17 protein-coding genes are annotated in these 24,676 nt (G+C 50.7%); 7 read left to right on the top strand and 10 right to left on the bottom strand.

Annotated elements, in window-relative coordinates:
* Positions 1-864 precede the first annotated feature (864 nt).
* Complete coding sequence (locus AC0KUT_RS18320; protein WP_488831838.1) at positions 865-3,015, top strand: cache domain-containing protein; 2,151 nt, start codon at positions 865-867, stop codon at positions 3,013-3,015.
* 2 nt (positions 3,016-3,017) lie between these two features.
* A complete protein-coding gene (locus AC0KUT_RS18315; RefSeq protein WP_488831837.1) occupies positions 3,018-4,007 on the top strand; it encodes a ligand-gated ion channel in 990 nt (329 codons plus the stop codon).
* 176 nt (positions 4,008-4,183) lie between these two features.
* Here AC0KUT_RS18315 and AC0KUT_RS18310 read toward each other — a convergent pair whose 3' ends face one another.
* Together AC0KUT_RS18310 and AC0KUT_RS18305 are read right to left on the bottom strand one after the other, a co-directional pair.
* On the bottom strand, positions 4,184-5,287 hold the full coding sequence (locus tag AC0KUT_RS18310) for an OmpA family protein (RefSeq protein ID WP_488831836.1): 1,104 nt from the start codon (positions 5,285-5,287) through the stop codon (positions 4,184-4,186).
* Between the two features lie 75 nt (positions 5,288-5,362).
* Entirely contained in the window at positions 5,363-7,645 is a 2,283-nt protein-coding gene (locus tag AC0KUT_RS18305) for an Ig-like domain-containing protein (protein ID WP_488831835.1), read from the bottom strand.
* Between the two features lie 505 nt (positions 7,646-8,150).
* Between AC0KUT_RS18305 and AC0KUT_RS18300 the strand changes: the two genes are divergently transcribed.
* Both AC0KUT_RS18300 and AC0KUT_RS18295 read left to right on the top strand, forming a co-directional pair.
* A complete protein-coding gene (locus AC0KUT_RS18300) occupies positions 8,151-8,573 on the top strand; it encodes a hypothetical protein (RefSeq protein ID WP_488831834.1) in 423 nt (140 codons plus the stop codon).
* Positions 8,574-8,736: 163 nt separating this feature from the next.
* The gene (locus tag AC0KUT_RS18295) at positions 8,737-9,147 is read left to right on the top strand and encodes a VOC family protein (protein ID WP_488831833.1); all 411 of its coding nucleotides are present in this window, start codon (positions 8,737-8,739) and stop codon (positions 9,145-9,147) included.
* A 60-nt stretch (positions 9,148-9,207) separates the two neighbouring features.
* On the opposite strand, the gene AC0KUT_RS18290 is transcribed toward AC0KUT_RS18295, so the two are convergent.
* The 3 genes from AC0KUT_RS18290 to AC0KUT_RS18280 form a co-directional block, all read right to left on the bottom strand.
* Positions 9,208-12,282: an efflux RND transporter permease subunit gene (locus tag AC0KUT_RS18290; protein ID WP_488831832.1), complete on the bottom strand. Its 3,075-nt coding sequence runs from the start codon at positions 12,280-12,282 to the stop codon at positions 9,208-9,210.
* A 209-nt stretch (positions 12,283-12,491) separates the two neighbouring features.
* A complete protein-coding gene (locus AC0KUT_RS18285; RefSeq protein ID WP_488831831.1) occupies positions 12,492-15,575 on the bottom strand; it encodes a multidrug efflux RND transporter permease subunit in 3,084 nt (1,027 codons plus the stop codon).
* A gap of 132 nt (positions 15,576-15,707) precedes the next feature.
* Positions 15,708-16,967 carry an efflux RND transporter periplasmic adaptor subunit gene (locus tag AC0KUT_RS18280; protein WP_488831830.1) on the bottom strand — a complete coding sequence of 420 codons (1,260 nt, stop codon included), beginning with the start codon at positions 16,965-16,967 and terminating at the stop codon, positions 15,708-15,710.
* Positions 16,968-17,378: 411 nt separating this feature from the next.
* On the opposite strand from AC0KUT_RS18280, the gene ahpC reads away from it, so the two are divergent.
* Positions 17,379-17,942, top strand: coding sequence for an alkyl hydroperoxide reductase subunit C (ahpC, locus tag AC0KUT_RS18275; protein WP_488831829.1), 564 nt, complete (start codon positions 17,379-17,381; stop codon positions 17,940-17,942).
* A 144-nt stretch (positions 17,943-18,086) separates the two neighbouring features.
* Positions 18,087-19,643: an alkyl hydroperoxide reductase subunit F gene (gene ahpF, locus AC0KUT_RS18270; RefSeq protein ID WP_488831828.1), complete on the top strand. Its 1,557-nt coding sequence runs from the start codon at positions 18,087-18,089 to the stop codon at positions 19,641-19,643.
* A 78-nt stretch (positions 19,644-19,721) separates the two neighbouring features.
* On the opposite strand, the gene AC0KUT_RS18265 is transcribed toward ahpF, so the two are convergent.
* Positions 19,722-20,336 (bottom strand): LysE family translocator, encoded by a 615-nt coding sequence (locus AC0KUT_RS18265; RefSeq protein ID WP_488831827.1) that lies wholly within the window; start codon positions 20,334-20,336, stop codon positions 19,722-19,724.
* 145 nt (positions 20,337-20,481) lie between these two features.
* Here AC0KUT_RS18265 and AC0KUT_RS18260 point away from each other — a divergent pair, with 145 nt between their 5' ends.
* Positions 20,482-20,811, top strand: coding sequence for a hypothetical protein (locus tag AC0KUT_RS18260; protein ID WP_488831826.1), 330 nt, complete (start codon positions 20,482-20,484; stop codon positions 20,809-20,811).
* A 389-nt stretch (positions 20,812-21,200) separates the two neighbouring features.
* Here the strand turns inward: AC0KUT_RS18260 and panB are convergent, their stop codons facing one another.
* From panB to pcnB, 4 genes are read right to left on the bottom strand one after another with little or no spacing between them, the layout of a single operon-like run.
* Positions 21,201-22,040, bottom strand: coding sequence for a 3-methyl-2-oxobutanoate hydroxymethyltransferase (panB, locus tag AC0KUT_RS18255; protein ID WP_488831825.1), 840 nt, complete (start codon positions 22,038-22,040; stop codon positions 21,201-21,203).
* 18 nt (positions 22,041-22,058) lie between these two features.
* Positions 22,059-22,742: a deoxynucleoside kinase gene (locus tag AC0KUT_RS18250; RefSeq protein ID WP_488831824.1), complete on the bottom strand. Its 684-nt coding sequence runs from the start codon at positions 22,740-22,742 to the stop codon at positions 22,059-22,061.
* A 49-nt stretch (positions 22,743-22,791) separates the two neighbouring features.
* Positions 22,792-23,277, bottom strand: a complete 486-nt coding sequence (gene folK, locus AC0KUT_RS18245; protein WP_488831823.1) for a 2-amino-4-hydroxy-6-hydroxymethyldihydropteridine diphosphokinase — start codon at positions 23,275-23,277, stop codon at positions 22,792-22,794.
* Positions 23,278-23,281: 4 nt separating this feature from the next.
* The gene (pcnB, locus tag AC0KUT_RS18240; RefSeq protein WP_488831822.1) at positions 23,282-24,655 is read right to left on the bottom strand and encodes a polynucleotide adenylyltransferase PcnB; all 1,374 of its coding nucleotides are present in this window, start codon (positions 24,653-24,655) and stop codon (positions 23,282-23,284) included.
* Positions 24,656-24,676: the final 21 nt, after the last annotated feature.

Raw genomic sequence — 24,676 nt, 5'->3', positions numbered from 1 at the left:
ACGCTTGCTCAACTGATTAATATAAAAAGGCCCATATGAAATATTGGCTGTATATTACGTCATACATCTACTGGCTGTTGATGCTAGTGTTTATATTTATAGCAGTAAATATGTCCATATTGCTATATGTCGGCGACATAGGCACGCATGGTAGTACGCCAGAGCCTCGAGATATCTTTGACACGGCGAAGCTTCTTGGTGAGAGTGTAATAATGGTATTGATGTCTGGATTGTGTTATTTCGCAGGGAGGCAGATGTTGTATCCACAAATCATAGTGAATATTGGGCTTTTATTTGTTCTTTTTCAAATTAATGCGTTTTCCTGGCTCTATTTAATTAGCATGGTATTACTGTTGCAAATAGCTGTATTGTTTTTTCGGATTTACGTAAAAAAATAGAAATTGGCACTCAGCCCATATGTTCTCCCCTCTTGCCATGCTCGCTGCTATTTTTAAGCTTCTGCAATTTCTTGAAAAAGCGCCCCAATATTGGGCGTGATGGTTGGGCGAAATTTCTACTATCTTTGTTGTATACCAATTTGGCGTATCAAAGAGATTGCGCACAATTTAGTTTGCATTATGTATCTGTACGTAGGATTCTTGCCCAAAAGCACCGCTTAGTTGCTGACGGCACATGCCTGCGTGAAACCTTGGGTTATAGGCGGTAATTGGCAGCGCTTCGTTAATGGTTTAGCTTGCAAGCGCGCTATGAGTCACTCTGATACCTTCGTATCAATAATAAATAGGCTTAAATGATATGGAAAAATTCGAAGCTCGTCAGTTTACGGCTCGATATAACAAGATAATGCTGTATACGTTTTTGGCGGTGTTATTAGTTTCCGCGCTGCTTATTAGTATCCAAACGATGAGCGAGACCAAATATGAAAATAATCAACTCGTAGAGCAGTTTAAAACGGAATCTATTGCAATAGACAACCTCATTGTGCGCGTTACGCTCTTGTTGGATGTAATGCAAAATAATGCGCAGGATTATTTTCTCAGCCCCAATTCCAAACCCAGTATTTATTTGAATGGCCTCTCTGCAATTGATGCTGATGAATACGGCTTGGATCATGTTCCACCGCCTTATGTAACTAAAGATGCGGGTAACTTGACTGGAAAAGGGAATGTAACAGCGCTCACTGAAAATGTAAAAAATGAAATAGAGATGGCATTTGGCCTTAATAGTGCGTTCAAGTCTACCCTTAGCAGCTTGCCTAATGCGGCTTGGGTGTATTACACCTCTAAAAACAATTTTATCAATATTTATCCTTGGGTGCCTTCGTCGGAGTTTAAGTTTACTGATCACCTCTACGAAAAAGAGTTTTATACGCTCGGTGGGCCAGAGGCTAACCCGAGTAGAGGTATATTTTGGACGGCGGTATATCTTGATGAGGCGGGCAAGGGCACTATGGTTACCGCAGCGAAGCCTATTTATCGCAACAATGAGTTTTTAGGCACAGTTGCAATTGATTTTACCCTGGAGGAATTGGGTAATTACGTTAAAGAGTTTAGGCCTGGATTAGGTGAGCTGGCAATTACCAATGCTGCAGGTCAACTCTTGGCTCATCCTCGTGTTCCGCTTTCCGATAGTTCTACTTTCAGTAGTGCTTTGCCGCAAGGCATAAGTGTCGAGGCGATTTCCCGTCCGTGCAGTGACCTTAATTTGGTTCAGCACAGTCAGGGTTATCAATCTATTTGTTATCAATTAAAAAATGCACCATGGCGTGTTGTATATGTAGAAAAGACGCAGTTTTTTATTAGCCGTATATTTTCATCTATAGGTACGGTATTTATTGTGTTGCTGACTTCCCTCGGCGTCTTATTGTATTTGATGAAAAAAATCACGTTCCGGGAGTTTATCTATCCAGCTGAATCCTTGGTGCAACATATTTCACGCCAGGGCGTTACTGAAAAGGCGGTAACCAGTAGTGTTGTGCCTGTAGCTTGGGTGCCTTGGTTTACTAAGATTAGCGAAACGTTTCAGCAGAATAAAAACCTTATCGATGAGATTAAACAAAAAAATACAGAATTAACGGATCTTAATATTTCGCTTGAGCGCTATATGCCTAAATTCATTTTAGTCGTGAGTGCAGAGCAGGGGTGTGGTGCTACCACGATCGGAAGTTATTTTGCGGGAAGTTTAGCGAAAAACAATAGCGATAAAAAAACAGTTTATATGGAGTACCCCGCTAATAGCCATATGAGCGCTGAGTTAGGCTATGAAAGCAGTGAGCGCGTTCACAAACATCCCAATGGCTTTGATATCTGGAATGATTTCGATCTTGGCGAGGTGCCAGAGGGGGCGGAGTCCTCTTTGTTAATGACAAAAATATTAAATCAATACGCGAATATTGTTATGAATGTTACGGTTAAGGGTGATCTTGATCACTTTATAGACGTGTATCTTGAACCCTTATTTCGCTATACAAAAGCCATAGTGGTCATGGCACCGAATGCCGACAGCTCGGGTGAAAAAACGGCGTCTGTAGTTAAAAGTATTCGGCGTCATGTTCATCAATATCAAACTACGCTCTATACTATTTTAAACAGAGTGGAGAAAAATACTAACCTTGAGATGAGTGTAGATTTTGATATTCCACATATCACCAATTTACCTGCATTCACCAAAACTGTATTTAAAATACCCGAGCCAGCAGTAAAGGTAATTAATGATATTGTTGAGCGTATAGAGCGTGTACATCAAATCTGTATATTCATTCCAACCACTATTAATATTGATCAGCCTTTTGACTCTTCTATTTATGTTGATAGAACTATGGTTTTTTTAGGCGAAAAATTTGGCGGAGCCACCTCTTCTCAGGCTAAGGGTGTGTGGAATAGCGATAACTCGGGCATTGTGAATGAAGTGGTTCATTTGGTGGTTTCCTATACCACCGAGGATGATCTAAATAAGTTCGCCAATGAGGTGATTGAATTTATAAAATTACTTAAAAAGGAGCTACAGCAGGAAGCCATGGCGCTCGAAATTAACAAGAAAATGATATTGGTGTAATTATGCGTATGATTGAGCGAGTGATTTTTTTAACCCTTACCCTGCTGCTCTCTTTTTCGGTGAAGGCAGAAGAGATTGACCTTACCCGTGAGAATCGTATCGAAATCCCGGTTGGGGTTTATGTTACATCCCTATATGCGCTCGATATTCTTGAAAAGAAATTTACCGTTACCGCATGGATTTGGTCAACCTACGACCCTGCGGTTCTGCCTGAAGATTATAAGTTCTACAATAAAATTGAAATCACCAATGCGCGCAGCTGGGAGATTATAGAGAATGAAAACTTCACCGTAAAAAATGATGATGGCACCTTGCATACCATGGCTAAGTTTACGGCAGAGATAAATCAAAACTGGGATATAAAATACTTTCCCTTCGATCAGCAGAAGGTAACCATTAATATTGAGAGCATTGAACTCGACTCAACGCAAATAACCTTTGTGCCTGATATGGCCAACAGCCTCGTCAGCGATGATTTAGATTTGTCTGGGTGGCATATTTCACCGATTCAAATTAGGAGTTTTGATTACAAATACCCCACCACCTTTGGACTAAAAAGTGGTGCAAAGGGCATATATCCAAGAATGTCTATTGTTATTCCCATTGAACGCTACGGGGATCGAATTTTTTGGACCTATTTCTTAGGCTTCTTTGTTTCTTACATCATTATCTGCATATTGTATTTTTTCAATGGAGAGATGATTGAGAGTCGTGTGGGTTTGATCATGACGGCGTTATTTGCTTGTGTAGGTAATAAATACACGATTGATTTAATGCTGCCATCCAACAATTTATTTACTCTGTCTGACTTGGTACAAGTTGCGTCATTCATTATTGTAGGTGTTGGGCTACTGAGCAGTGTCATGATTGTGTACTTGATGAAAAAGGGGGCTGAGGAAATTGCCTATAGAATCGATTTGCTCATTACTTTTGCGGTGCTTATTGGTTACCCAGCGGTTATTTTTTATGGCGTACTAATGGCGCCGCGCTAAAGTTACTGCGCTAGTTTGCTTAATGATCGCTTGTCCTTAATGTGAAACGCCCCTGCAGCCTATTGCATGTTATAGGACTCTAGGGGCGCAAAATTTCTCTGCTATTTTTTTTAGAACACGTCTATAAATTCAGTTTTACAATTAAACGCTTATTTCTTTTCGCCTTAGGCGCGCAATTACGGCGTGACTTCGCGCACTATTGTCATTTTTTCAATTTCGACGCGGCGATTTGGGCTTAAGCAGTTAATTAACGCCGCTTTATTTTTTTGCTCACAGCTTACAACCGGATCAGTTTCGCCGTGGCCTTCTGCGCGCAGGCGGTTTGATTCAATTCCTTTATTCATCAGATAGTTTTTTACCGCAAGTGCGCGGCGTTCAGACAATTTTTGATTGTAACTTTCGGAACCTAAGCGATCGGTGTAACCGACTATCACTATTTCATCGGGTGAGCCATCGCTTTTCAGTGCGCTTGCTATTTCATCGAGCTTTGCGTGTGGTAGACGTACCGCAGAGCTGTCAAAGCTAAATAGCTCATTGGCTGACAAGGTGTATTTTTCAATACGCGGCGCAGGTGCTGGCAGCGGAGCTGGTGCGGGAATCGGTTTTGGTTTTTGCACTACAGCGACGGGTGCTGGTGCTGCACCGAAACGATAACGCAAACCGATTGATACCAAGTCCACATCGCCTTTGTTGCCCACCGCATCATTAATGCGATAGCGCTCAGTTTCAACACGTAAAGCGAGCGCATCGGTAAAGGCGTATTGCACACCGGCGCCGAGTTTTAGGTTGGCCGCGCGTTCATCGGCGCGCGGGCTTAGCACATTCACGGCACCTGTTCCGCTAAATTGATCTTTTGCTTCAGCGTAGTTAACACCTAGGCGACCGAATGCAGAAAATTTGCTGCCGAGCGGAATAAAGCCCAGCACATCTACATTCATGCCGCGCAGTTTCATGCGGCCATCCAAAGTGCCTGCGGGCTGGGTGGTGGCACTGTAACTGAATTCGCCTAAGTCGAAATAGCCAGCTTCTAGGGCGACATAGCGATTAAATTGATAGCCGCCAAACAGTTTATAGCCGCTATCGCGGTCGTCATTTTCCAAGATGATTTCAGAGAACCCCCCCGCTAATAAATCGCGGGTAATTTGTTCATTGTCGATGTCGGCAGTGGACTGGCCAATATTGGCGCCCATATACCAGCCGGAATCATCTGCTTGAACGAGGGACGTGGTAACAGCAAGTGCCATTAACCCCAACATCCCTGATGCTTTAATAAATTTCATAGTCTATGCCTCGCAATTTTATGATGCCTAGGCGCCGGCAGTGCTAGGCACTTGCCGCCGCCATAGGCTGATCGATTAGGGGTTGGGTACATTGATGACGGTATTGACCATAGTCACAGAGGCATTGAGTGAGATGACTCGGCCATTAATGGTGACTACTGCAACATTGCCATCGGTCGAAATTGCCGCACCTGCTTGTGAGATCAGTGTTCCCACCATGGTTCCGCCGCCAGCGGCATTAATGGTTGCGGCGGTGCCGACTTGCCAAAATACGTTCTTCGCCTGAGCGCCATTTACCAGCAGAATACTTTGCGGGGCCGCAGCGCCAGGGCCGCCGACTCTTAAAGTGCTTGCCATTTGGAATACCCAGGTCGCGTTAGCATCGCCTTGGGCATCAAGGGTTAGGTCGCCGCCTTCAACCATAAAGGAACCGGCCGCGGCGGTATAAACGCCGGGTACCAACACCAAATTAGCGAGGTTACCCGCACCTTGGTCTGGTCCACCCGGTTGGGCAACGAGGGCGTTGTAGGCGGTAAGCGCATCGGCGCGTGCCGCTTCTGCTACCGCGGCGGTAACCGCAGTGCCTTCGGTGGGACACTCAACCGTGGGTGGCGGTGCCGAGGTGTAAATTTTACCGTTGACTGTGCCAGTGTTCAGCGGTGTTTCGGTGTAGGTGCAACCTATGCCGTTATCGTGAAAGCCAGTCACCATGGTCGATACGGCGGTGGTGCCTATATCGCCATTAATAATGGTCAGGGTGCCCTGATTAGTTGTGCCTGCCGAGCCGCCAAAAGTCCCGAAAGTGGCGATTGAGCCGAGCGGTATTAAAACCGACGGCATGGTTGAGCAGCTCACCGCGGTAAAATCCCAGCTGTAGTCAGCTGCTAGGGTGTTGGCGGGCAGGGCTAGGTCGGTAACGCCGGTGGCACCCGCTTTCAGAGTTGCGGTGTAAGTTGTGCCGGCAACCAAGTCATTGAGTGGATCAAAGCTGGCTATGCTGCCGGTTGCTGCATCAATCACGACTGCCGCAGCCAGCACTTGTGTCTTGGCAGCGTTAGCTTCGGCAAGCGAAAAGTTCGAAGCGTTAACGCTGTTTGGATCCAGCCTTGTACCCGATGGCACCATAAAGGTGGCGTTGATAAGTGCATCTGTGCAGACATTGCCCATATTGTCGGCGGGGTTAGTTTGGGTAACGGAGATATTTTTGGCGAGGGTTGCAGTGGCGGAGGTGGTAAAGGTCCACAGATAATTGCTCGCCGCAGGCAGTGCCGCTTGATTGCCTGCTAAGGCATTGCCCGCTAGGTCCGTCGCCCCGGTGCTAATTTGTGCGCTGTAAGTGGTATTTGCCATAAGCGCCATGCTTGGCGTAAACACCAGGGTTTTGGAGCCTAGGGCATAACTCAGGGTGCCGGTGGGATTGATACAGGGAGCAGCGCAGCTGAGGCTAAAATTAGCTGCTGAAATACTCGCCGGAGCCATATTTTCAGAGAACACGGCATTGATCGCCATATTGGTTGCTACATCGGTTGTGGCGCCGGAGGTGGCTGTCGCAGGTACAGTAAAACTCACACGGGGGCGAGTCGTATCGATTGTGTCTCCGGTCATAAATGTCCAGACAAAGGGTGCTGCCAAGGGCGCATTGGTCACCAAGCTCCGAATGCCGCTCAGAGTCGCGGTATAAGTTGTCATAGGCTCAAGCTGCAATCCCGCTGTAAGCTTAAAGGTGGCAACGCGATTACGTGAGTCGCGTGCAACTGTGCCAGTCGGGTTAATGCAGGGCAGTGCACAGGTCAGGGTAAAGCTTGCTGCGCCGGTAATAGGTGCTATAGCTTCGTTGAAGTCGGCGCTGATAATAGTGTTATTTGTTGGCACACCCGAACTATTCGCGCCGGGCGCAACCGCGGTTACTGTAACGTTGGTCGCCGCTGCGCCAGTCGTAAAATTCCAACTGTAGGGGCTTGGTAGCACTAAGCCAGTTGCAAGACTTTTAACGTCGCTGACGGTCACCGTGTATTGCGTCATTGCCATTAAATCGGCATTAGGTGTGAAGGTGACGACAGTATTAGTGCTATCCACACTTAATGTGCCCTGCGGATTCGTGCAGGGCGTCGCACAGCTCACAACAACACTATCCGCCACTGTCACCGCTTCATTAAAGGTAGCGGTAATCATTGGGCTGTAGACCAGAACATTGCTGGCAGCTCTAACAGGTGTCATATAGGTGACCGAAGGCGCCAGTGCCGCGCCGCCGCTTGATCCAAGTACATCACCCTTGCCGCCACAAGCGCTCAATAAAGTGATAGCGAAAAGTGGGATTATCCATTTAAGTCGCGTGCAGTAACTCTGTAAATTATTCATTGTTTGCCGTCCTGATTAAGATGTTTGCTGCTGAACCGACTCATGACGGTGTAGATAAAATTGTCGCTGAACGGGCTATTGGTGGGTAATAAGTAGGTAATCGGTGCTAAAAAAAATGGAAGGGCCGCATGCTGGGCGTGAGCAACGCGGTAATGGGCATATGTTACCGAGGGGATTCTTGTTGGTCTGTTCGCCGCCGCACCGAGTGGGTAATGTGGGCGAGTTGTAGGTTTAGGCCCCAAGCTCGAGCTACTTTCGCCTCTCAAGAAAAACCGTTAGAGTCGGCTCTTTAAGGCTCTGGTTTTTCAATCAACAATATCTTAATTAGAGTTACGCGAACGGGACTTGAATGGGCAATGCTGATTGCGGTGGGCAGGTATAGTTGAGTCTCATCGATATTTAGCTGTTTTATTTCACAAAAGTGTATTTGCGTTGCATTTTTTGGAATCGAGCAATGGTATTCCTGTCGACTGACAATAACGGCTATGCACGTAAGGAGTTAGGCATGAAGTTAGTCTTACTGTTGGCATTTTTGGCTGTTACCTTAAGTAGTTGCACAACACAGTATTCCTACATATTGGAAGAGGCTGTACTAGAGTTTCAGTTTTTAACGGAAGAAAACATTCCAGTAGAGAATATCCGCGCTTCCTGCTCAAGTGCCGGTGGAAAAGAGTACTTGAGTAAGGCATTGGCTGAAGACTTAAGTGAAGAGGGTAATACCTCTAATACAGAGGGGCTATTGGTGCTGCGCCACAAAAACTATCGAGATGGTGGGGCTGTTACCTCCTTCGGTGGTTTTGAGTGGGGGCAAACATCTGGGCCGGAAGTAATATGTCAGTTTTATAAGGGGGATAACTTTGTTCACAGTGTGAAAGTTGATTTTTTTAATAATTTCACGCGAGAAATAATACGCGTTAAAAATATGTAAGAGACACAGTGCTATGCCTTAAGTTGTATGAGCCAAGATTAACTTTTGGATTATGTGCAATAAAAAGTTTTGTAATTAGGTAAGAACTCGCTCAGCATTTACAACCCTAAAATTTTAGGAAATACGAGCTTTACCTTTAATTATTTTTTTGGAGTAAATGCCCATGTCAAAAATGATTTTTATTAATCTGCCAGTTACTAACCTATCCGCCTCAATGGATTTTTATAAAGCGCTTGGTTTTACCAACGAGCCAAAATTTACCGCTGCTACCGCTGCCTGCATGGTGTGGAGTGAAACAATACATGTCATGTTGCTCACTCACGAAAAATGGCGAACCTTCACCAGTCGCCCCATCCCGCCCACAGGTTCCAGCGAGGTTATGCTGGCCTTGTCATTTGATTCGCGTGAGGCTGTGGATGCCATAAATGAAGCAGCAACTGCACATGGCGGCATAGCCGACATCAATCCACCCCAAGACTTAGGTTTTATGTACAACCGCAATCTCGCCGACCTAGATGGTCATGTGTGGGAGGCATTTTGGATGGATGCGGCGGCAATGCCTAAAGATAGTTGAGGGGTTTTTTCGACGTAGGCTGGAAGGGTGCTAGGCTCTTACAGCTGTCTTTTTTTAGCGTTATTGGTGCCGCCAATTCCTCACCTTCTCCATATACAAATACACCACTGGCGTTGTGAACAGTGTAAGAAATTGGCTTACGGCTAGGCCGCCGATGATGGTGATGCCGAGTGGGGTGCGCAGTTCGGAGCCTTCGTGAAAGCCCATGATTAGGGGCACGGCGCCGAGTAGCCCAGCGAGGTTGGTCATCATGATGGGGCGCAGGCGCAGCAGTGCGGCTTGGTAGATGGAGTCGCGCGATGAGAGGCCTTCGCGGCGTTCTAGTTCGAGTGCAAAGTCGATCATCAATATCGCATTCTTCATGACGATGCCGATCAGCAAAAATAAGCCGAGCATGGCGATTAAGCTGAAGGGCGTATCGCTTAGGCGCAGTGCCAACAGCGCGCCGATTCCCGCCGAGGGCAGGGTGGATAAAATCGTGAGCGGGTGGATGGTGCTCTCATACAAAATCCCTAAAATTAAATAAACCGCGAGCAGCACGCAGGCGATGAGTACGGCTGGGTCTTGCGCCATGCCGGGGGTGCTTGGCCCCCAGCCGGGGCGAGTGCTGCCGGCGGGTGCCATATAGACTTCTTTGGGTACCAATAGCTCGCCGACTTTGGCTTCTATGGCGAGGCGCGCCTGCTCATCGGTGAAGCCTTCGGCGACGCCATAACCAATACTTTCGGAGACAAATTGGTTGCTGCGCCGCACGCGGTCTTCGGCTAGGCCATAGGTAAAGCTGGAGAAGGTTGAGAGCGGCACGCGCGCGCCGCTGCGAGTGATGACTTGTATTTGGTCGAGTACTTGCGGGCTGGCGGTGTAGCCGGGGGCGAGTTCCATGACCACGCGATACTGATTCATTTGGTCGTACATGGTGGCGACTTGGCGCTGGGAAAACGAGTTGTTGAGCAGGGTGGCGACGGTAGCCATGTCTACCCCTAAGCGCTGGGCGGCGGTGCGGTCGATATTGAGTACCACTTGGCGCGTGCCTTCATCGCGCACGCCGTCGATGCTGGTGAGTTCGGGCATGGTTTGCATGGCGCGAGTGATTTTGGCGGCCCAAGTGTGCAACAGCGGCAGGTTGTCGGAGAGCAGCATGAGTTCTTGATCGCTGCGACTAAAGGGCGAGCTGAGGCGAATGTCTTGATCGGAGCCGACCATGAGCATGGCGCCGGGAATACTGGGCATATTGCGGCGCAGGCGATCGACTACGGCATCGACCGATTCGCCGCGCTCAGCGCGTGGTTTCAGGCTGATGCGCATCCACGCATTGCTTACACCATTGCCGCCACCGCTCGCGCCAAACACATCTTCTACGGCGGGGTCGGCGAGCAGCAGTTCGCGAAACTGTTGAATTTTAGGCTGCATGAGTTTGAAGGAGAAGCCGTCATCGCCGCGCACCCAGCCGGTCATTTGGCCGGTGTCTTGGTCGGGTAACATGGTTTTGGGAATGTCGATATAGAGATAGATATTGATGCCAATCGTACCCATTAACAGCAGCATGACGATGCGACTGTGGCGCAGCGCCCAGTCTAAGGCGATGCCGTAGCCCTGTTTGATATCCCCAAATAAACTAGGTTTTTTGACGTTGCTGGATTCGGCTTTGAGCAGCTGGCCGCAGAGCGCGGGGGTGAGGCTGAGAGAGACCAGCAGCGAGATAATCATGGCGCCCGCGAGGGTGATGGAGAATTCGCGGAAGAGTTTTTCGACCACGCCGCCCATGATAAGAATCGAGACAAAGATAACCACCAAGGTGATGTTCATCGCCAAGAGCGTAAAGCCCACTTCTTTGGCGCCCAGCAGCGCTGCTTCGAGCGGGGCTAGGCCGCGCTCTATGTGGCGCTTGATGTTTTCCAGCACCACTATGGCGTCGTCTACCACCAGCCCTGTCGCGACTATAAGCGCCATCAACGAGAGGTTGTTGAGCGAAAAGCCATAGCTATACATCACCGCAAAGGCGCCAATAATGGCCACGGGGATTGCAAGGCTGGGAATGAGGGCACTGCGCGCGCTGCCGAGGAACATCCACACCACGCCCACGACCAGCAGCACAGAGATGGCGAGGGTGATTTGCGCTTCCCAGAGGGTGGCGCGAATACCGGGGGAGCGATCCATCACCACTTTGAGTTGGGTGTCGGCGGGCATAAGGGCGCGCAGTATGGGTAGCTGCGCATTGATGGCGTCGATAGTTTCAACAATGTTGGCACCGGTCTGGCGGCTAACGGTGAGGGTGACCGCCGAGTGTTGGTTGTGAAAACCATCGGTGTAGCGGTTTTCCACCGAGTCGGTCACCTTCGCCACATCTTGCAGGCGCACAAGGCCATGGCTTTCTCCCGCTGTTCCACTGGCATAGCGAATCACCAGCTGTTGGTATTCTTTGGCGGTGCGCAGGTTTTCGCTGGTGTTCACCTGCCAGCGCTGGTCGTCATTCTCCGTGATGCCTAGAGGGCGTAAGGGGTTGGCGTTGGAGATAGCATTGCGTACCTCGTCGAGGGCTATGCCGTAGCTGGCGAGTGCATTGGGGTTTAGTTGAATGCGCACAGCGGGCAGCGAGGCGCCGTCGATACCCACGGCGCCAACGCCCTGAATTTGCGCGATTTTTTGCGCGAGAATACTGGAGGCCGCGTCATAAAGTGCGCTGGGGGCGAGGTTGGGTGAGCTGAGTGCGAGCGCCATAATGGGCGCTTGTGACGGGCTAATTTTGCGATAGCTGGGGTTGCCGGGCATACCCGCTGGCAGTTGGCCGCGCGCGGTGTTGAGCGCGGCCTGCACATCCCGTGCGGCGGAGTTGAGGTCGCGATCGAGGGTGAACTCCACCCAAATAAAGGTAGAGCCTTGGGTAGAGTTGGAGTTGATAGCAGTCACCCCGGGAATGCTGCCGAGGGCGCGTTCCAGCGGTGTGGCCACAGTTGCGGCCATACTCTCGGGGCTGGCACCGGGCAGCTGGGCAAAAATTTGCACAGCGGGAAAGTCAATTTGCGGTAGGGGAGCCACCGGCAGCATGCGCCACGCCAAGAGCCCGAGCAGCACTATGCCTGCGGCTAATAGGCAGGAGGCGACGGGGCGTTTGATGAAGGGTTCGGCAATGTTCATGGTTGTCTCATGCGTGGCTCATGTATGTCATATGTTTCTCTTATATGTATATCTGGCGTATATGTGTCTATCTGGCGTAGCTTGGCGGTGATCTTGCGAACCCCAACAGGCCCATGTTGTCGCGCCAACCAAAAATCAACAGGAGCCTCAAGTGGGTTTCGGTGTATGCCGGTAAATGGTCGTGTTGGGGTTCGTTCCTCACCGCCAACCTACAGTTGCAACTCGTTAGGCGTTGGTTCCGGGTTGGGCTCTTTGCTTACCCAGCGATCAAAAAACAGATACACCACGGGGGTGGTGAAGAGGGTGAGTACTTGGCTCACCAGCAGCCCACCGACCATCACTAATCCAAGTGGTTGGCGCAACTCTGCGCCGGAGCCGCTGGCAAACATTAGCGGCAGGGCGCCAAAGAGCGCGGCCAAGGTAGTCATTAAAATGGGGCGAAAGCGCATAAGCGCTGCGCGGTGAATGGCGGCGCGCGGGCTAAGGCCGAGGTTGCGCTGAGCGTCGAGGGCGAAGTCCACCATCATGATGCCGTTCTTTTTCACCAAGCCAATCAACAGCACTATGCCAATAACCGCGATCAAATCCAGCGGTTGCCCCGTGAGTAACAGTGCGAGCAGTGCACCCACGGTTGCCGAGGGCAGGGTGGAGAGAATGGTGATGGGGTGAATAAAGCTCTCGTAGAGAATCCCCAGCACAATATACATAGTCACAATTGCCGCCAGCATCAACCAGAGCGTATTGCTGAGCGAGGCGCGAAAGGCTTCGGCGGCGCCCTGAAAGCGCAGCTCCACTTCTTCCGGCATATGGATTTGCGTAGCGGCATAGTCCACCGCGTCTATAGCTTCGCCCAAGGATGCACCTTCGGCCAAGTTGAAGGAGATAGTGGTGGAGGGGAATTGACTTTGATGGCTGATAAGCAGCGGCGCTGGGCGCTGACTGATAGTCGCCACATTGGACAGCAACACCGGCTTGCCAGAATTGCTGGCGACATAGGTGTTGGCCAGTGCCTGTATGCCTTGGGCGTAATCTGGGTCCACTTCCAACACCACGCGGTATTGGTTGGCTTGGGTGAATAGGGTGGCAATTTGGCGCTGGCCATAGGCAGTTTGCAGGGCGCCGGCGATATCGCTGACCTTAACGCCTAGGCGCGCGGCGGCGTCGCGGTCTATGTCGATAAAGGCCTGCAGGCCATTGCTTTGCAGGTCGGTGGCAATGTCCGCGAGGGCGGGCGAAAGGCGCAATTGTTCCAGTAAATTGGGTACCAAGGTATCGAGGGTGCTGGCTTCGGGGCTGGTAAGGCTGAATTGGTACTGAGTGCGGCTGACGCGATCCTCAATACTCAGCTCTTGCACGGGTTGAAACCAAGCGGTGATGCCGCTCACGGGCTGAATCGCCTGCCGTAGGCGCGCTATGACCTCCAGCGCATGGCCATCGCGCTCGCTATGGGGTTTAAGGTTTATCTGTAATCGACCTGAATTAAGGGTGATATTGCTGCCATCTACGCCGATAAAGGAGGAAAGACTCTCTACCTCTGGGTCTTGCAATATGACTGCCGCTAACTCTTGTTGTTTTTTGGTCATAGCCGCGAAGGAAATATCCTGCGGCGCCTCGGTCACGGCTTGTATCGCACCGCTGTCTTGCACGGGGAAGAAGCCTTTGGGCACCGCGAGATAGAGCCCGGCGGTGAGTAGCACAGTTGCGGCCATCACCAAGAGAGTGGCGGTTTGGTGTTGCAGCACCCAGTCCAACCCGCGCCCATAGCGGCTGATAATGCGCTCTAAAAAGTCTGGGGCGTCATGGTTGTGTAGGGGGGCGGTTTTGAGCATGCGCGCGCACATCATGGGGGTGAGGGTGAGCGAGACCAGCAGCGATATACCTATGGCTATCGCCAGCGTAAGCGCAAATTCTTGAAATAAACGACCGACTAAATCGCCCATAAACAACAGTGGAATAAGCACGGCGATGAGTGAAATGGTGAGGGATACCAAGGTAAAACCAATTTCCCCTGCGCCCTTAAGCGCGGCATTGAGCGGGGTTTCGCCCTGCTCGCGGTGACGCGCGATGTTTTCCAGCATCACTATGGCATCGTCCACCACAAAGCCGGTGGCGATGGTGAGCGCCATGAGGGTGAGGTTGTTGATGGAGAAATCCAAAAAGTACATGGCCGCGAAGGTGCCCAGCAGCGAGAGGGGCACCGCGAGGCTGGGGATAATGGTGGCGGGTACAGAGCGCAAAAAAATGAAGGTCACGGCTACTACCAAGCCAATCGCAAACAGCAGCTCTTTTTGCACATCGCGAATGGAGGCGCGAATACTGTGGGTGCGGTCGGTGAGCACGGCAACATCCACGGCGGCGGGCAGGGTGGCGGTGAGTTTGGGTAAGAGTGCGGCTATATCATCGGCTACTTCAATCACGTTAGCGCCGGGCTGGCGCTGAATATTCACGAGGACGGCGGGCTGTTCGTTGGCCCAAGCCGCGAGGAAGCGATCTTCGGCGCCGTTTTCCACGGTGGCTATATCGCCTAAGCGCAGGGGTGCGCCATTGCGCCAGTTGATAATGAGATCCAGATATTCCTGCACTGAGCGCATCTGGTCATTGGCATCGAGCATGGTGGATCTGTAGTCCCCATCGAAACTGCCCTTGGGCTGATTAGTGTTGGCGGTGGTGATGGTGTTGCGCAGCTGTTCCAAGTTCATTTGGGTGCTGGCCAGCGCTTGCGGGTTGACCTTAATGCGAATAGCGGGCCGTTGGCCGCCCGCGAGGGTTACCATGCCGACGCCGGGTAGCTGCGCCAGTTTTTGTGCCATGCGCGTGTTGACCAAGTCATATACCTCGGGCAGCGGGCGGCTGGCAGAGGTGATGGCAAGGGTGACTATGGGTGCATCGGCGGGGTTTACCTTGCGGTAGATCGGCGGTGTGGGTAGATCGTACGGCAGCAAGTTTTCGGCGCTGTTGAGTGCGGCTTGCACTTCCTGCTCCGCGACACCTAGGTCAATTTCCAGTGAGAACTGCAGGGTGATAATGGAGGCGCCGTTGGTGCTGGTGGAGGACATTTGTTTCATGCCCGGAATCTGCCCTAGGCTGCGCTCCAGCGGTGCGGTAATGGAGCGGCCCATCACATCGGGGCTGGCACCGGGATTAAAGGTGAATACTTGAATAATGGGGTAATCAACCTGTGGCAGTGCCGCTACCGGCAGCAGCCGAAAGCCGAGCAGGCCAGCGAGGAGCAGCGCAAACATCACCAGCGAAGTGGCTACGGGGCGCAAAATAAAAGGGCGGGAAATACTCATGTCTTATTCCGGTCTGGGTGCACGGCCCTGTTGTCGGGCGCTTTTGCGTGTTGGGCTAGCGCTTGCATACATGCGGTGCGAGTGGGGGCACGAAGAGGGTGCGCGGCTACCGACACTCATGCAGGCATAGGTTTACTTGCGCTCTTGTTTGCCCGCTTTTTGCCCTTGCTTCTTATCATCTTTTTGGCCTTGTTTGCGCCAGCGTGGTTGCTGTTCAGGCACTGGCTCTGCTTGCGCAGCATTAGGGTCAATAAGCTTGACCTCTTTGCCTTCCCAGAGGCGATCTAAGCCTTCCAATATCACCTGTTCGCCACCGCTTAAACCGGTTTTCACTTCAATGCGATCGCCTTCCAATGCGCCTAGGCCGAGCATGCGCATCTTGGCTTTGCCTTCTTCAACGATGTACACATAGGTGCCTTTGGCGCCGTATTGCACGGCGTCGCCGGGCACTGTGATCGCATCTTTTAAGGTGAGCAGCTGTAAACGCGCATTGATGAATTGGTTGGGGAAAAGTTGGTCGTTGCTATTGGCGAACTGTGCCTTGAGTTTGAGGCTGCCAGTGCTGGTGTCTATTTGGTTGTCGAGGGTGGTGAGTTGGCCGGTGGAAAGTAACTGTTGTTCGCTGCTGTCCCACGCCTCTACCGCGAGCGGCGTATTGGCACCTTGGTAGGCGCGACGCACGGCGACCAATTGGTTCTCAGGAATGCTAAAAATGACCGCGATGGGCTGCGTTTGGGTGATTGTCATCAAGCCATTGCTGTCGCCGCTGCTGACCAAGTTGCCGACATCCACGCGGCGCAGGCCGGTGCGCCCGCTGATGGGGGCGGTAATTTTGGTGTAAGAAAGTTGCAGGCGCGCATCATCGCGCTGCGCTTGTTGGCTTTTAAGGGTGCCGCGCCATTGTGCAACGAGCGATTCCTGCTTGTCGTATTGTTGCTGGGCGATAGACTTTTGCACTAGCAGACGCTTATAGAGGTTGAGATCATCTTCTGCACTTTTGAGCTGTGCTTGGGTCTGCTGCAGTGTGCCTTCCGCTTGCGCGAGGCGCACCTCGTAGCTGGCGGGGTCAATTTCGGCGAGCAAGTCGCCCTGCTTTACTTCTTGCCCTTCCGCAACATTTAACTTGAGTAAGCGACCATTCACTTGGCTGCGCACTGTGACGGTATTGAGTGGCGTCACGCTGCCAATGGCTTTGATGTGTACCTTTAAATCTTCTTTCGTGGCTGTTACCACATGCACAGGCGTTGGGCCCATCCACGGGTTAGGTGGCGGCGGCAGGCTGGGTTCAGTGCTGCGCAGGCCGAAAAACCATATCAAAAATAAAACCAGAACTATGAGGCTGCCTAAGGCCCAGCGTTTGCCGCGCGAGAGGTTGGAGAGTAATGAAGGCATGAGCGAGTCCATAGTTGATAGGCTTGGGGTAAATAGATCTGGGCTGAATCTAGGTTATTGTTTTTATTGAAAAATCACTAACCGAGTTAAGCCGATAATACAGACTAGGCGGCACTCATGTGCACCGCAACTGCTTTTACATTTCCCGACGATTGTTAAAAAATCGTGATTTCTAACACTTCATTGCACATCTCCTTGCGCATGTTTGCCCCTCGATCGATAGCAATTATCGCTCTATTTGGCCTTGGGCTGTTTGTATTTATAGTTTTTAGGTATCGATTTCATGGTGATACTTAATTATACCTATCGATGTGAGTCACTTACTCTGTCCCTCGTTGAGCTTGCTGCGCCATCGCAAGCGCCTTGTAAACACCAACCCAGAAACCCAATAGCATCCTAGGAGTTTTACCCATGGCTACGATTAATTCCGAGATTAAACCCTTTAACGCTCAAGCTTTTCATAAAGGCCAATTTGTTGCCGTGAGCGAGGCCGACCTTAAAGGCAAATGGGCGGTAGTATTTTTCTACCCCGCCGACTTTACTTTTGTATGTCCCACTGAACTGGGCGATTTGGCTGATAACTACGCTGAATTCCAACGCATGGGTGTTGAGATCTACTCAGTGTCCACCGACACCCACTTTACGCACAAAGCCTGGCACGACAGCTCTGAAACCATTGGCAAAATTCAATACCCCATGATCGGCGACCCAACCGGCACCATCACCCGTAATTTCGGGGTAATGATTGAAGAAGCTGGCTTGGCGGATCGCGGTACATTTGTGATCGACCCAGAAGGAAAAATTCAAATCATTGAAGTGAATGCTGGCGGTATTGGCCGCGATGCCTCTGAATTGCTGCGCAAAGTAAAAGCCGCACAATACGTTGCTGCGCACCCAGGCGAAGTATGCCCAGCTAAATGGAAAGAAGGTGAAGCGACCTTAGCGCCGTCTTTGGATTTGGTCGGCAAAATTTAAATCATAGTGTTTCAGTTCGCGTGCCCGCTGTTTTTTTGACGTGTTTTTTAATGTGCACAGTTGAATCGAAAAGCCAGCGGGTCAGATAACAGAAAAAGCGCCGCGCCATTTAAAACTTGTTTATTACTTTTTGGGGAATCCAGCATGTTAGATGCGAATATTAAAGGCCAACTCAATGCCTATTTAGAAAAACTGCAAGCGCCGATTGAATTAATCGCAACGCTTGATAGCAGCGCCAAAAGTGCCGAGCTATCCAGTTTGTTGGAGGATATCGCCAGCCTTTCGCCCAAGGTAAGTTTGCGCACTGACGGCAATGCGCGCTTCGCGCCTTCTTTCAGTGTGGGCAAACACGATCAGCCCGCGCGCATCGAATTTGCTGGCATTCCAATGGGTCACGAGTTTACCTCCTTGGTATTGGCGCTCTTGCACAGCGGCGATCATCCGCCAAAACAAGAGCCCAGTACGCTCGAACAAATTAAAGCGATCGAGGGAGAATTTCATTTTGAAGTCTTTGTGTCGCTCTCTTGCCACAACTGCCCAGATGTTGTTCAGGCCGTGAATTTAATGGCGGCACTTAATCCCAATATTTCAACCACTATGATTGATGGCGCGCTCTTTCAAACGGAAGTCGATACGCGTCAAATTATGGCGGTGCCCAGCGTTTATTTAAATGGTGAGCACTTTGGCCAAGGGCGCATGACTCTCGAAGAAATTATTGCCAAAATCGATACAGGTGCAGAGGCGCGCGCTGCACAAAGTCTCAATGAAAAAGCGCCCTTTGATGTGTTGGTTGTGGGCGGTGGCCCTGCCGGTGCAGCGGCCGCTATTTACGCCGCGCGCAAGGGTATTCGCACCGGTGTCGTCGCCGAGCGGTTTGGCGGGCAAGTATTGGATACGGTAGGAATTGAAAATTTCATTTCCGTCAAAGCGACCGAAGGCCCCAAGCTTGCAATGGCGCTGGAGCAACACGTCAAAGATTACGAAGTCGATATTATGAATTTGCAGCGCGCTGCAGCGCTTGTTGCACAGGACGACTGGGTTGAAGTTAAACTCGCCAGCGGTGCCAGTGTGAAAAGTAAAAGTGTCATTATTGCGACAGGAGCGCGCTGGCGTGAAATGAATGTGCCCGGTGAGCAAGAGTACAAGGGTAAGGGAGTTGCTTACTGCCCGCATTGCGACGGCCCCTTGTTTAAAGGCAAGCGCGTAGCGGTCATTGGCGGCGGTAACTCCGGTGTGGAAGCGGCGATAGATTTAGCGGGCATAGTTGCCGAGGTTACGCTGATTGAATTTGATTCTGTGTTGCGTGCCGATGCGGTCTTGCAGCGCAAATTGTTGAGCTTGCCCAATGTGAAAGTGGTAACCCGTGCGCTCACCACAGAGGTGTTGGGCGATGGGAAAAAAGTGACGGGCTTGCGCTACCAAGATAGAACCACCGAGGAAATTCACAGCCTCGAATTGGATGGTATCTTCGTGCAGATTGGTTTGTTGCCCAATACCGATTGGCTCAAAGGCAGCATTGATTTGACGGCGCGCGGAGAAATTGAAATCGATAGTCGCGGCCAGACTTCCATGCCGGGCGTATTTGCCGCGGGGGATTGCACCAATGTGCCCTACAAGCAAATCATTATCGCTATGGGCGCAGGCTCTACTGCATCACTGAGCGCATTTGATCACTTGATTCGCAGCAGCGTGGCTGCATAGATTTTTTGCGTGAACACAATAAGCCCAAGGCAATGACAGTATTGCCTTGGGCTTATTTGTTGTTGGGCAATTAGATCTTTACAGCCGACTAAAAGACAGCGCAACGCCCGCGAGCACTAAAGCTCCGCCCGATATACGATTAAACCAGCGCTGGTGTTGCGGCGCATCGAGCCAGCGCATGATCATGCTGCCACCCTGGGCATAGAGCGCCATCCAGATTAAATCCATGACTAAAAAGATACCGCTGAGCAGCGCAAACTGCGGTGGTAAATGTTGCGTGGTATCAATGAATTGAGGAAAGAGTGCTCCGAAATAAATTAATCCTTTGGGGTTGGTGAGCGCCACCATAAAAGATTTGCGCAGGAGATGTGTGCTGGATACTTGTGCCTGAGTTGCATCGAGTTGTTGTGCCGGTGCGCAAAAAAGTTGAATGCCGATATAAATAAGATAGGCCGAACCGAGCCATTTGATAACGTGAAAAATCCATTGCGATTGTTCGACGAGTAAACCCAGTCCCAGTGCGGAGAACAGCATAAGCAATAGATTGCCAAGGCTGGCGCCCAGCATGGAGTGAAGTGACTTTGCAAAACCAAAACGGCCCGCATCGGCCATGCAGCTTAGCATTACCGGCCCAGGGCTTGCAGAGACTAAGAGCGTGAGCATTATAAAAACAAAGAGCTGATCGAGCGGCATGATACTAATTTCTCAACCTAGGGCGCGCCAGTGTAGCCTAAAGGTGAGCAGGGGTTCAGCGCAGGCGCGAAAATCTCTTCTATACTCAATGTCATTGTGGCCGCGTGCCCGATTTTTTTTACCTTTAATGTTGAGTAGGTTATTTATGAGCAGCAAGACTATCGCCCATGCAATTCAAGTATTGGAAGGCCTATTGAAAGGCTTAGATCAGGCTTTTTGGGAGGCCAACAGCGTTGACCGCAAAGATTTTATTTATGACCTCATCGGTGCAGTACACGGTGAGTTATCTGAGCTGAATAAGTTGAGTGTGCAAGATCATGATTTACAGTACGAACCCATAAGTGAGGAAATTCAGCTGATTGGTGCAAAGTTAGCGCGATTGCAGTCTCTCTCTGCTGAGTTTTTATTGCGCGCAACTACCACTAAGCGTCTTGACGCTTTAATTAATGATGTTAAGGGGCTGATGACGTTCTAGGTTGGGCGATCTAGAAATAGTCTATATAACTATTTCTGCTCAGCTGGACTTTATTATCGCTAATCAATTTAACTTGGGACATAAAAAAACTGGCGCTGTGTGAATATTGAGCAATACTGAAGTTACCGGTAGCTGCTGCTTCCTGTAAGAAGAATGAAAACTAAGTGTTTTTAGTTAAGTGTCTTAGGTTTAGTTTTTCTGTTTAAGCGTTTCGCTCTGTAGTGTTCAGTTAGACGTTTTAAGTCTTCTTATCGATGTAGGAATTTGTGTGGCGTTAACGGTGTAAGTTTTATGCCAGTATGGATCTCCCCTTTATTTGTAATCTAGTATGGTCTTGGCCGGTACCTTTGGTACCGGTTTTTTTATGCCTGCAATTTGCGTTGGGGAACTTAGTTAAAAATATTGTCGTCGCCGGGAAATTGGCCGGTTTTTACATCTGCTACATATTTTTGCATAGCGCCGGGAATATCTTTGGTTTCGAGTAAGAAGTTTTTAGAGAATTTAGGCGGCTGCTCTGTTAAGCCTAAAATATCGTTTATCACTAATACTTGCGCATCGGTATCGCGCCCAGCGCCAATGCCTACAGTCGGTATACTTATCTCGCGCGTAATACGCGCGCCCAATTCGGCAGGTACACATTCTAATACTAATAAGTCCGCGCCCGCTTCAGCGAGCAGTTTGGCATCAGCCAATATTTTGTCGGCGCTCTCTCGATCTCGCCCTTGTACTCTAAAACCGCCAAATTTGTTGACAGACTGCGGTGTTAAACCGAGGTGTGCGCATACGGGTACACCGCGCTCGGCAAGCATGCGTACAGTGTCAGCGAGCCAGGCGCCGCCTTCGAGTTTTACCATCTGCGCCCCCGCTTGCATGATGCGGGTGCAATTGCGCATGGCCTGTTCCGGTGTGGTGTAGGTCATAAAGGGCAGGTCGCCGATAATGAGCGATTTTTTATTGCCGCGCGCTACCGCCTCTACGTGATAAATCATTTGTTCCATGGTGACGGGAATGGTGCTGTCGTAACCTAATACTGTCATGCCGAGGGAGTCACCCACTAATACTACTTCTACGCCGCAGCGCTGGGCCATAGCGGCCATGTGTGCATCGTAAAGGGCGATGACCACAAACTTTTCCTGCGCGGTTTTTAGCTTGTGCAGGGTATTGATGGTTACCGCTTTGGTGAGTGCGGTGGTGGCGGTGGAGGTGCTATCAAGGGTTGCATAGGGCATGGTGATTCTCGCGGCTAATTAGAGCGCTGGCGTGGGGTTGTAATAATGACGGCCACTTTTGATGGTGAGAATATATTCCACCAATTGTTTAAAGTGATCGCGATTGCTGGCCAAGTTTAGATCTTTGGCGTTAACAATAAGCAGCGGAGCGCCATCATAAAAATGGAAAAACTCAGTATAGGCATCATTTAAGACGGAGAGATATTCAGTGCTGATGTGCTGTTCAGCATTGTTGCCGCGCTGGCGAATTCGCTCGCTTAAGACATCGAGCGGCGCCTGCAAATAAATCACTAAATCTGGGCGCGGCGAATTAATCACCAGTCGATCGTAAACTTGGCGATAGATATTCAGCTCATCGTCATCGAGGGTTACCTTGGCAAAGAGCTGGTCTTTTTCAATAAGAAAATCGGCGACGCGCACCGGCTCAAATATATCGTCTTGGCGAATATTCTGCAGTTGGTTGGCGCGCTGGAATAAAAAGAATAGCTGGGTCGGCAGTGCGGTGGATTTAGGGTCGCGATAAAAACGCTCTAGAAAAGGGTTTTCTTCGGGCTGCTCAAGCAGCATATCGTAGTTGAATAGGCTGGCAATATTGCGCGCTAGGGTCGTTTTGCCCACGCCGATACAGCCTTCGACCGCGATATAGCGGGGTAGCTGGATATTGCTTAAATCCAAACCAAGTTCTTCAAAAACGGGGTTCACGGTCAACTCCTTAGTGAGTGTGTGTAGGTGTCATGCTGGCGGCGGCAGGCTAGGTTGCGGCGAGCGGTGTCAGGCCATCGGCAGGGCACTGGGCAACGAGTTCGGCCACTGAGGTGCCGCAGGGGAGAATGAGGTGCGGATTAATAGCGGCGAGTGGATAGAGTACAAAGTTACGCGCTTTTAAGTATGGGTGCGGCACCTTGAGTCGCGCTGAGTCTATGTAAGTTTGGTCGATCAGCAATATATCCAAATCTAAGGTGCGCGGGCCCCAACGCTCCAGGCGAACGCGTCTGTGCGCTTGTTCCAGTGCTTGTAATTCATCGAGTAGTGCCAGCGGTTCCAGCTGGGTATCAAGTAGCGCTACAGCGTTCACATAATCGGGTTGCTCGCCGGGGCCAACAGCGCGGCTGCTGTAGAGCGGCGATTGGGCTAGTAATTGCGTCCCAGGCAGCTGTGCTAATTCTTGCAGCGCCTGCGTAATTTGCACCAGCGGCTGCGCCAGATTGCTGCCGAGCCCTATATAAACCTGCGCCATTACGCTACTGGTTTCCGCCCGTTGGTTGATCGCTTTTAGGTTTGCGCGGGCCGCGACGACGGCGCGGTTTAGCGCCCCCACTTGCAGGGCGACCCAGATCTTTTACCATCTTCTCGCGCATCTCATCATCGGCGGTTTGATAGTGTGTCCACCAGCTGCCGAGACCATCGAGCTGCTCGCCTGCTGCTTCGCGCATTAACAAAAAGTCATAGGCGGCGCGAAAGCGAGGGTGATCTAGGGTGCGCAAGGCACGCATGCCCAAACGGCTGGGTAGGCGCTGCTGTAGATCCCAGATTTCGCGCATAGGAATTAAAAAGCGCTTGGGGATAGATGTGCGTGTTAGTTGTTGGCTGATAGCATTTGAGCCTGCTTGTGCCCAAGCCGCCGCAGGTGGCATGTGCTCGCTCAGCTCTTTAAATTGTTGTTGCATTGCAGGCCAGAGTAGCGCCGCGTAAATGAATGCTGGGGTGACGGTTTTGTCTGAGCGAATGCGCTTGTCGGTACTCAGCATGCATTGTTCGATTAGGGCTGCGCTTATTTCGTCGCCGCGTTTGAAGGCTGCGTCGGTGCCAGGGAATAGGTGTGGCAGTACATCATAGTCGCGCATCAGCTGAAAGGTTGCGGTAGCCGAACCCGCCAAAAACAGTTTAAGCACTTCTTCAAATAAACGCGCTTCAGATACGTTATTCAGCAGACTGCTGAGTTCAGGAATGGGTTTGGCCGTGGCGGGTGCTATTTCAAAGCCGAGTTTGGCGGCGAAACGCAGTGCGCGCAGTATGCGCACTGGGTCTTCTTTGTAGCGTGTTGCTGGGTCGCCGATCATACGCAGGGTGCGCGCTTTAAGATCGGCCATACCGTTGCAGTGATCAATTACCGAAAAATCTTTCAGGGTGTAGTAAAGCGCATTGACGGTGAAGTCGCGGCGCATAGCATCGGTTTCGAGCGTGCCATAGACGTTATCGCGCAGCAGCATGCCTTCATCGGAACGGGCTTCATCGTGATGGCCACGAAAGGTCGTGACCTCGATCATTTCGCGGCCCATGCGCACATGCACAATCTGGAAGCGGCGCCCTATGATGCGCGCACCGCGGAAGAGATGTTTTACTTGCTCTGGGGTGGCATCGGTGGCTACGTCGAAGTCTTTGGGGTTGCTATTGAGTAGCAAGTCGCGCACGCCACCGCCAACCAAATAAGCGGCATAGCCAGCGTCGTTAAGCTGTTTGATGATTTTGATGGCCGCAGAGCTGATATTTTTGCGCGAAATATTGTGCAGATCGCGCGGAATAATGACGGGGCTATGGCTGCCCGATGTTGGCCGCGGAGCAGAGTTTGAATCCTTGGTGCGCGGCGAGATAAGATTTAACAAGCGTTTAAGCATGAGGTTTTCGCAGATGATGGA

The sequence above is a fragment of the Cellvibrio sp. 25HG11W-0 genome (assembly GCF_057815475.1).
The sequence above is the reverse complement of the archived record's forward strand: the minus strand, read 5'-3'. Positions and strand labels throughout refer to the sequence as shown.

Excerpts from the sequence above, each read along its gene's own strand:
- AC0KUT_RS18320 (WP_488831838.1), top strand. The coding sequence starts at position 865 with ATGAGCGAGACCAAATATGAAAATAATCAACTCGTAGAGCAGTTTAAA.
- AC0KUT_RS18315 (WP_488831837.1), top strand. The coding sequence starts at position 3,018 with ATGCGTATGATTGAGCGAGTGATTTTTTTAACCCTTACCCTGCTGCTC.
- AC0KUT_RS18310 (WP_488831836.1), bottom strand. The coding sequence starts at position 5,287 with ATGAAATTTATTAAAGCATCAGGGATGTTGGGGTTAATGGCACTTGCT.
- AC0KUT_RS18305 (WP_488831835.1), bottom strand. The coding sequence starts at position 7,645 with ATGAATAATTTACAGAGTTACTGCACGCGACTTAAATGGATAATCCCA.
- AC0KUT_RS18300 (WP_488831834.1), top strand. The coding sequence starts at position 8,151 with ATGAAGTTAGTCTTACTGTTGGCATTTTTGGCTGTTACCTTAAGTAGT.
- AC0KUT_RS18295 (WP_488831833.1), top strand. The coding sequence starts at position 8,737 with ATGTCAAAAATGATTTTTATTAATCTGCCAGTTACTAACCTATCCGCC.
- AC0KUT_RS18290 (WP_488831832.1), bottom strand. The coding sequence starts at position 12,282 with ATGAACATTGCCGAACCCTTCATCAAACGCCCCGTCGCCTCCTGCCTA.
- AC0KUT_RS18285 (WP_488831831.1), bottom strand. The coding sequence starts at position 15,575 with ATGAGTATTTCCCGCCCTTTTATTTTGCGCCCCGTAGCCACTTCGCTG.
- AC0KUT_RS18280 (WP_488831830.1), bottom strand. The coding sequence starts at position 16,967 with ATGCCTTCATTACTCTCCAACCTCTCGCGCGGCAAACGCTGGGCCTTA.
- ahpC (WP_488831829.1), top strand. The coding sequence starts at position 17,379 with ATGGCTACGATTAATTCCGAGATTAAACCCTTTAACGCTCAAGCTTTT.
- ahpF (WP_488831828.1), top strand. The coding sequence starts at position 18,087 with ATGTTAGATGCGAATATTAAAGGCCAACTCAATGCCTATTTAGAAAAA.
- AC0KUT_RS18265 (WP_488831827.1), bottom strand. The coding sequence starts at position 20,336 with ATGCCGCTCGATCAGCTCTTTGTTTTTATAATGCTCACGCTCTTAGTC.
- AC0KUT_RS18260 (WP_488831826.1), top strand. The coding sequence starts at position 20,482 with ATGAGCAGCAAGACTATCGCCCATGCAATTCAAGTATTGGAAGGCCTA.
- panB (WP_488831825.1), bottom strand. The coding sequence starts at position 22,040 with ATGCCCTATGCAACCCTTGATAGCACCTCCACCGCCACCACCGCACTC.
- folK (WP_488831823.1), bottom strand. The coding sequence starts at position 23,277 with ATGGCGCAGGTTTATATAGGGCTCGGCAGCAATCTGGCGCAGCCGCTG.
- pcnB (WP_488831822.1), bottom strand. The coding sequence starts at position 24,655 with ATGCTTAAACGCTTGTTAAATCTTATCTCGCCGCGCACCAAGGATTCA.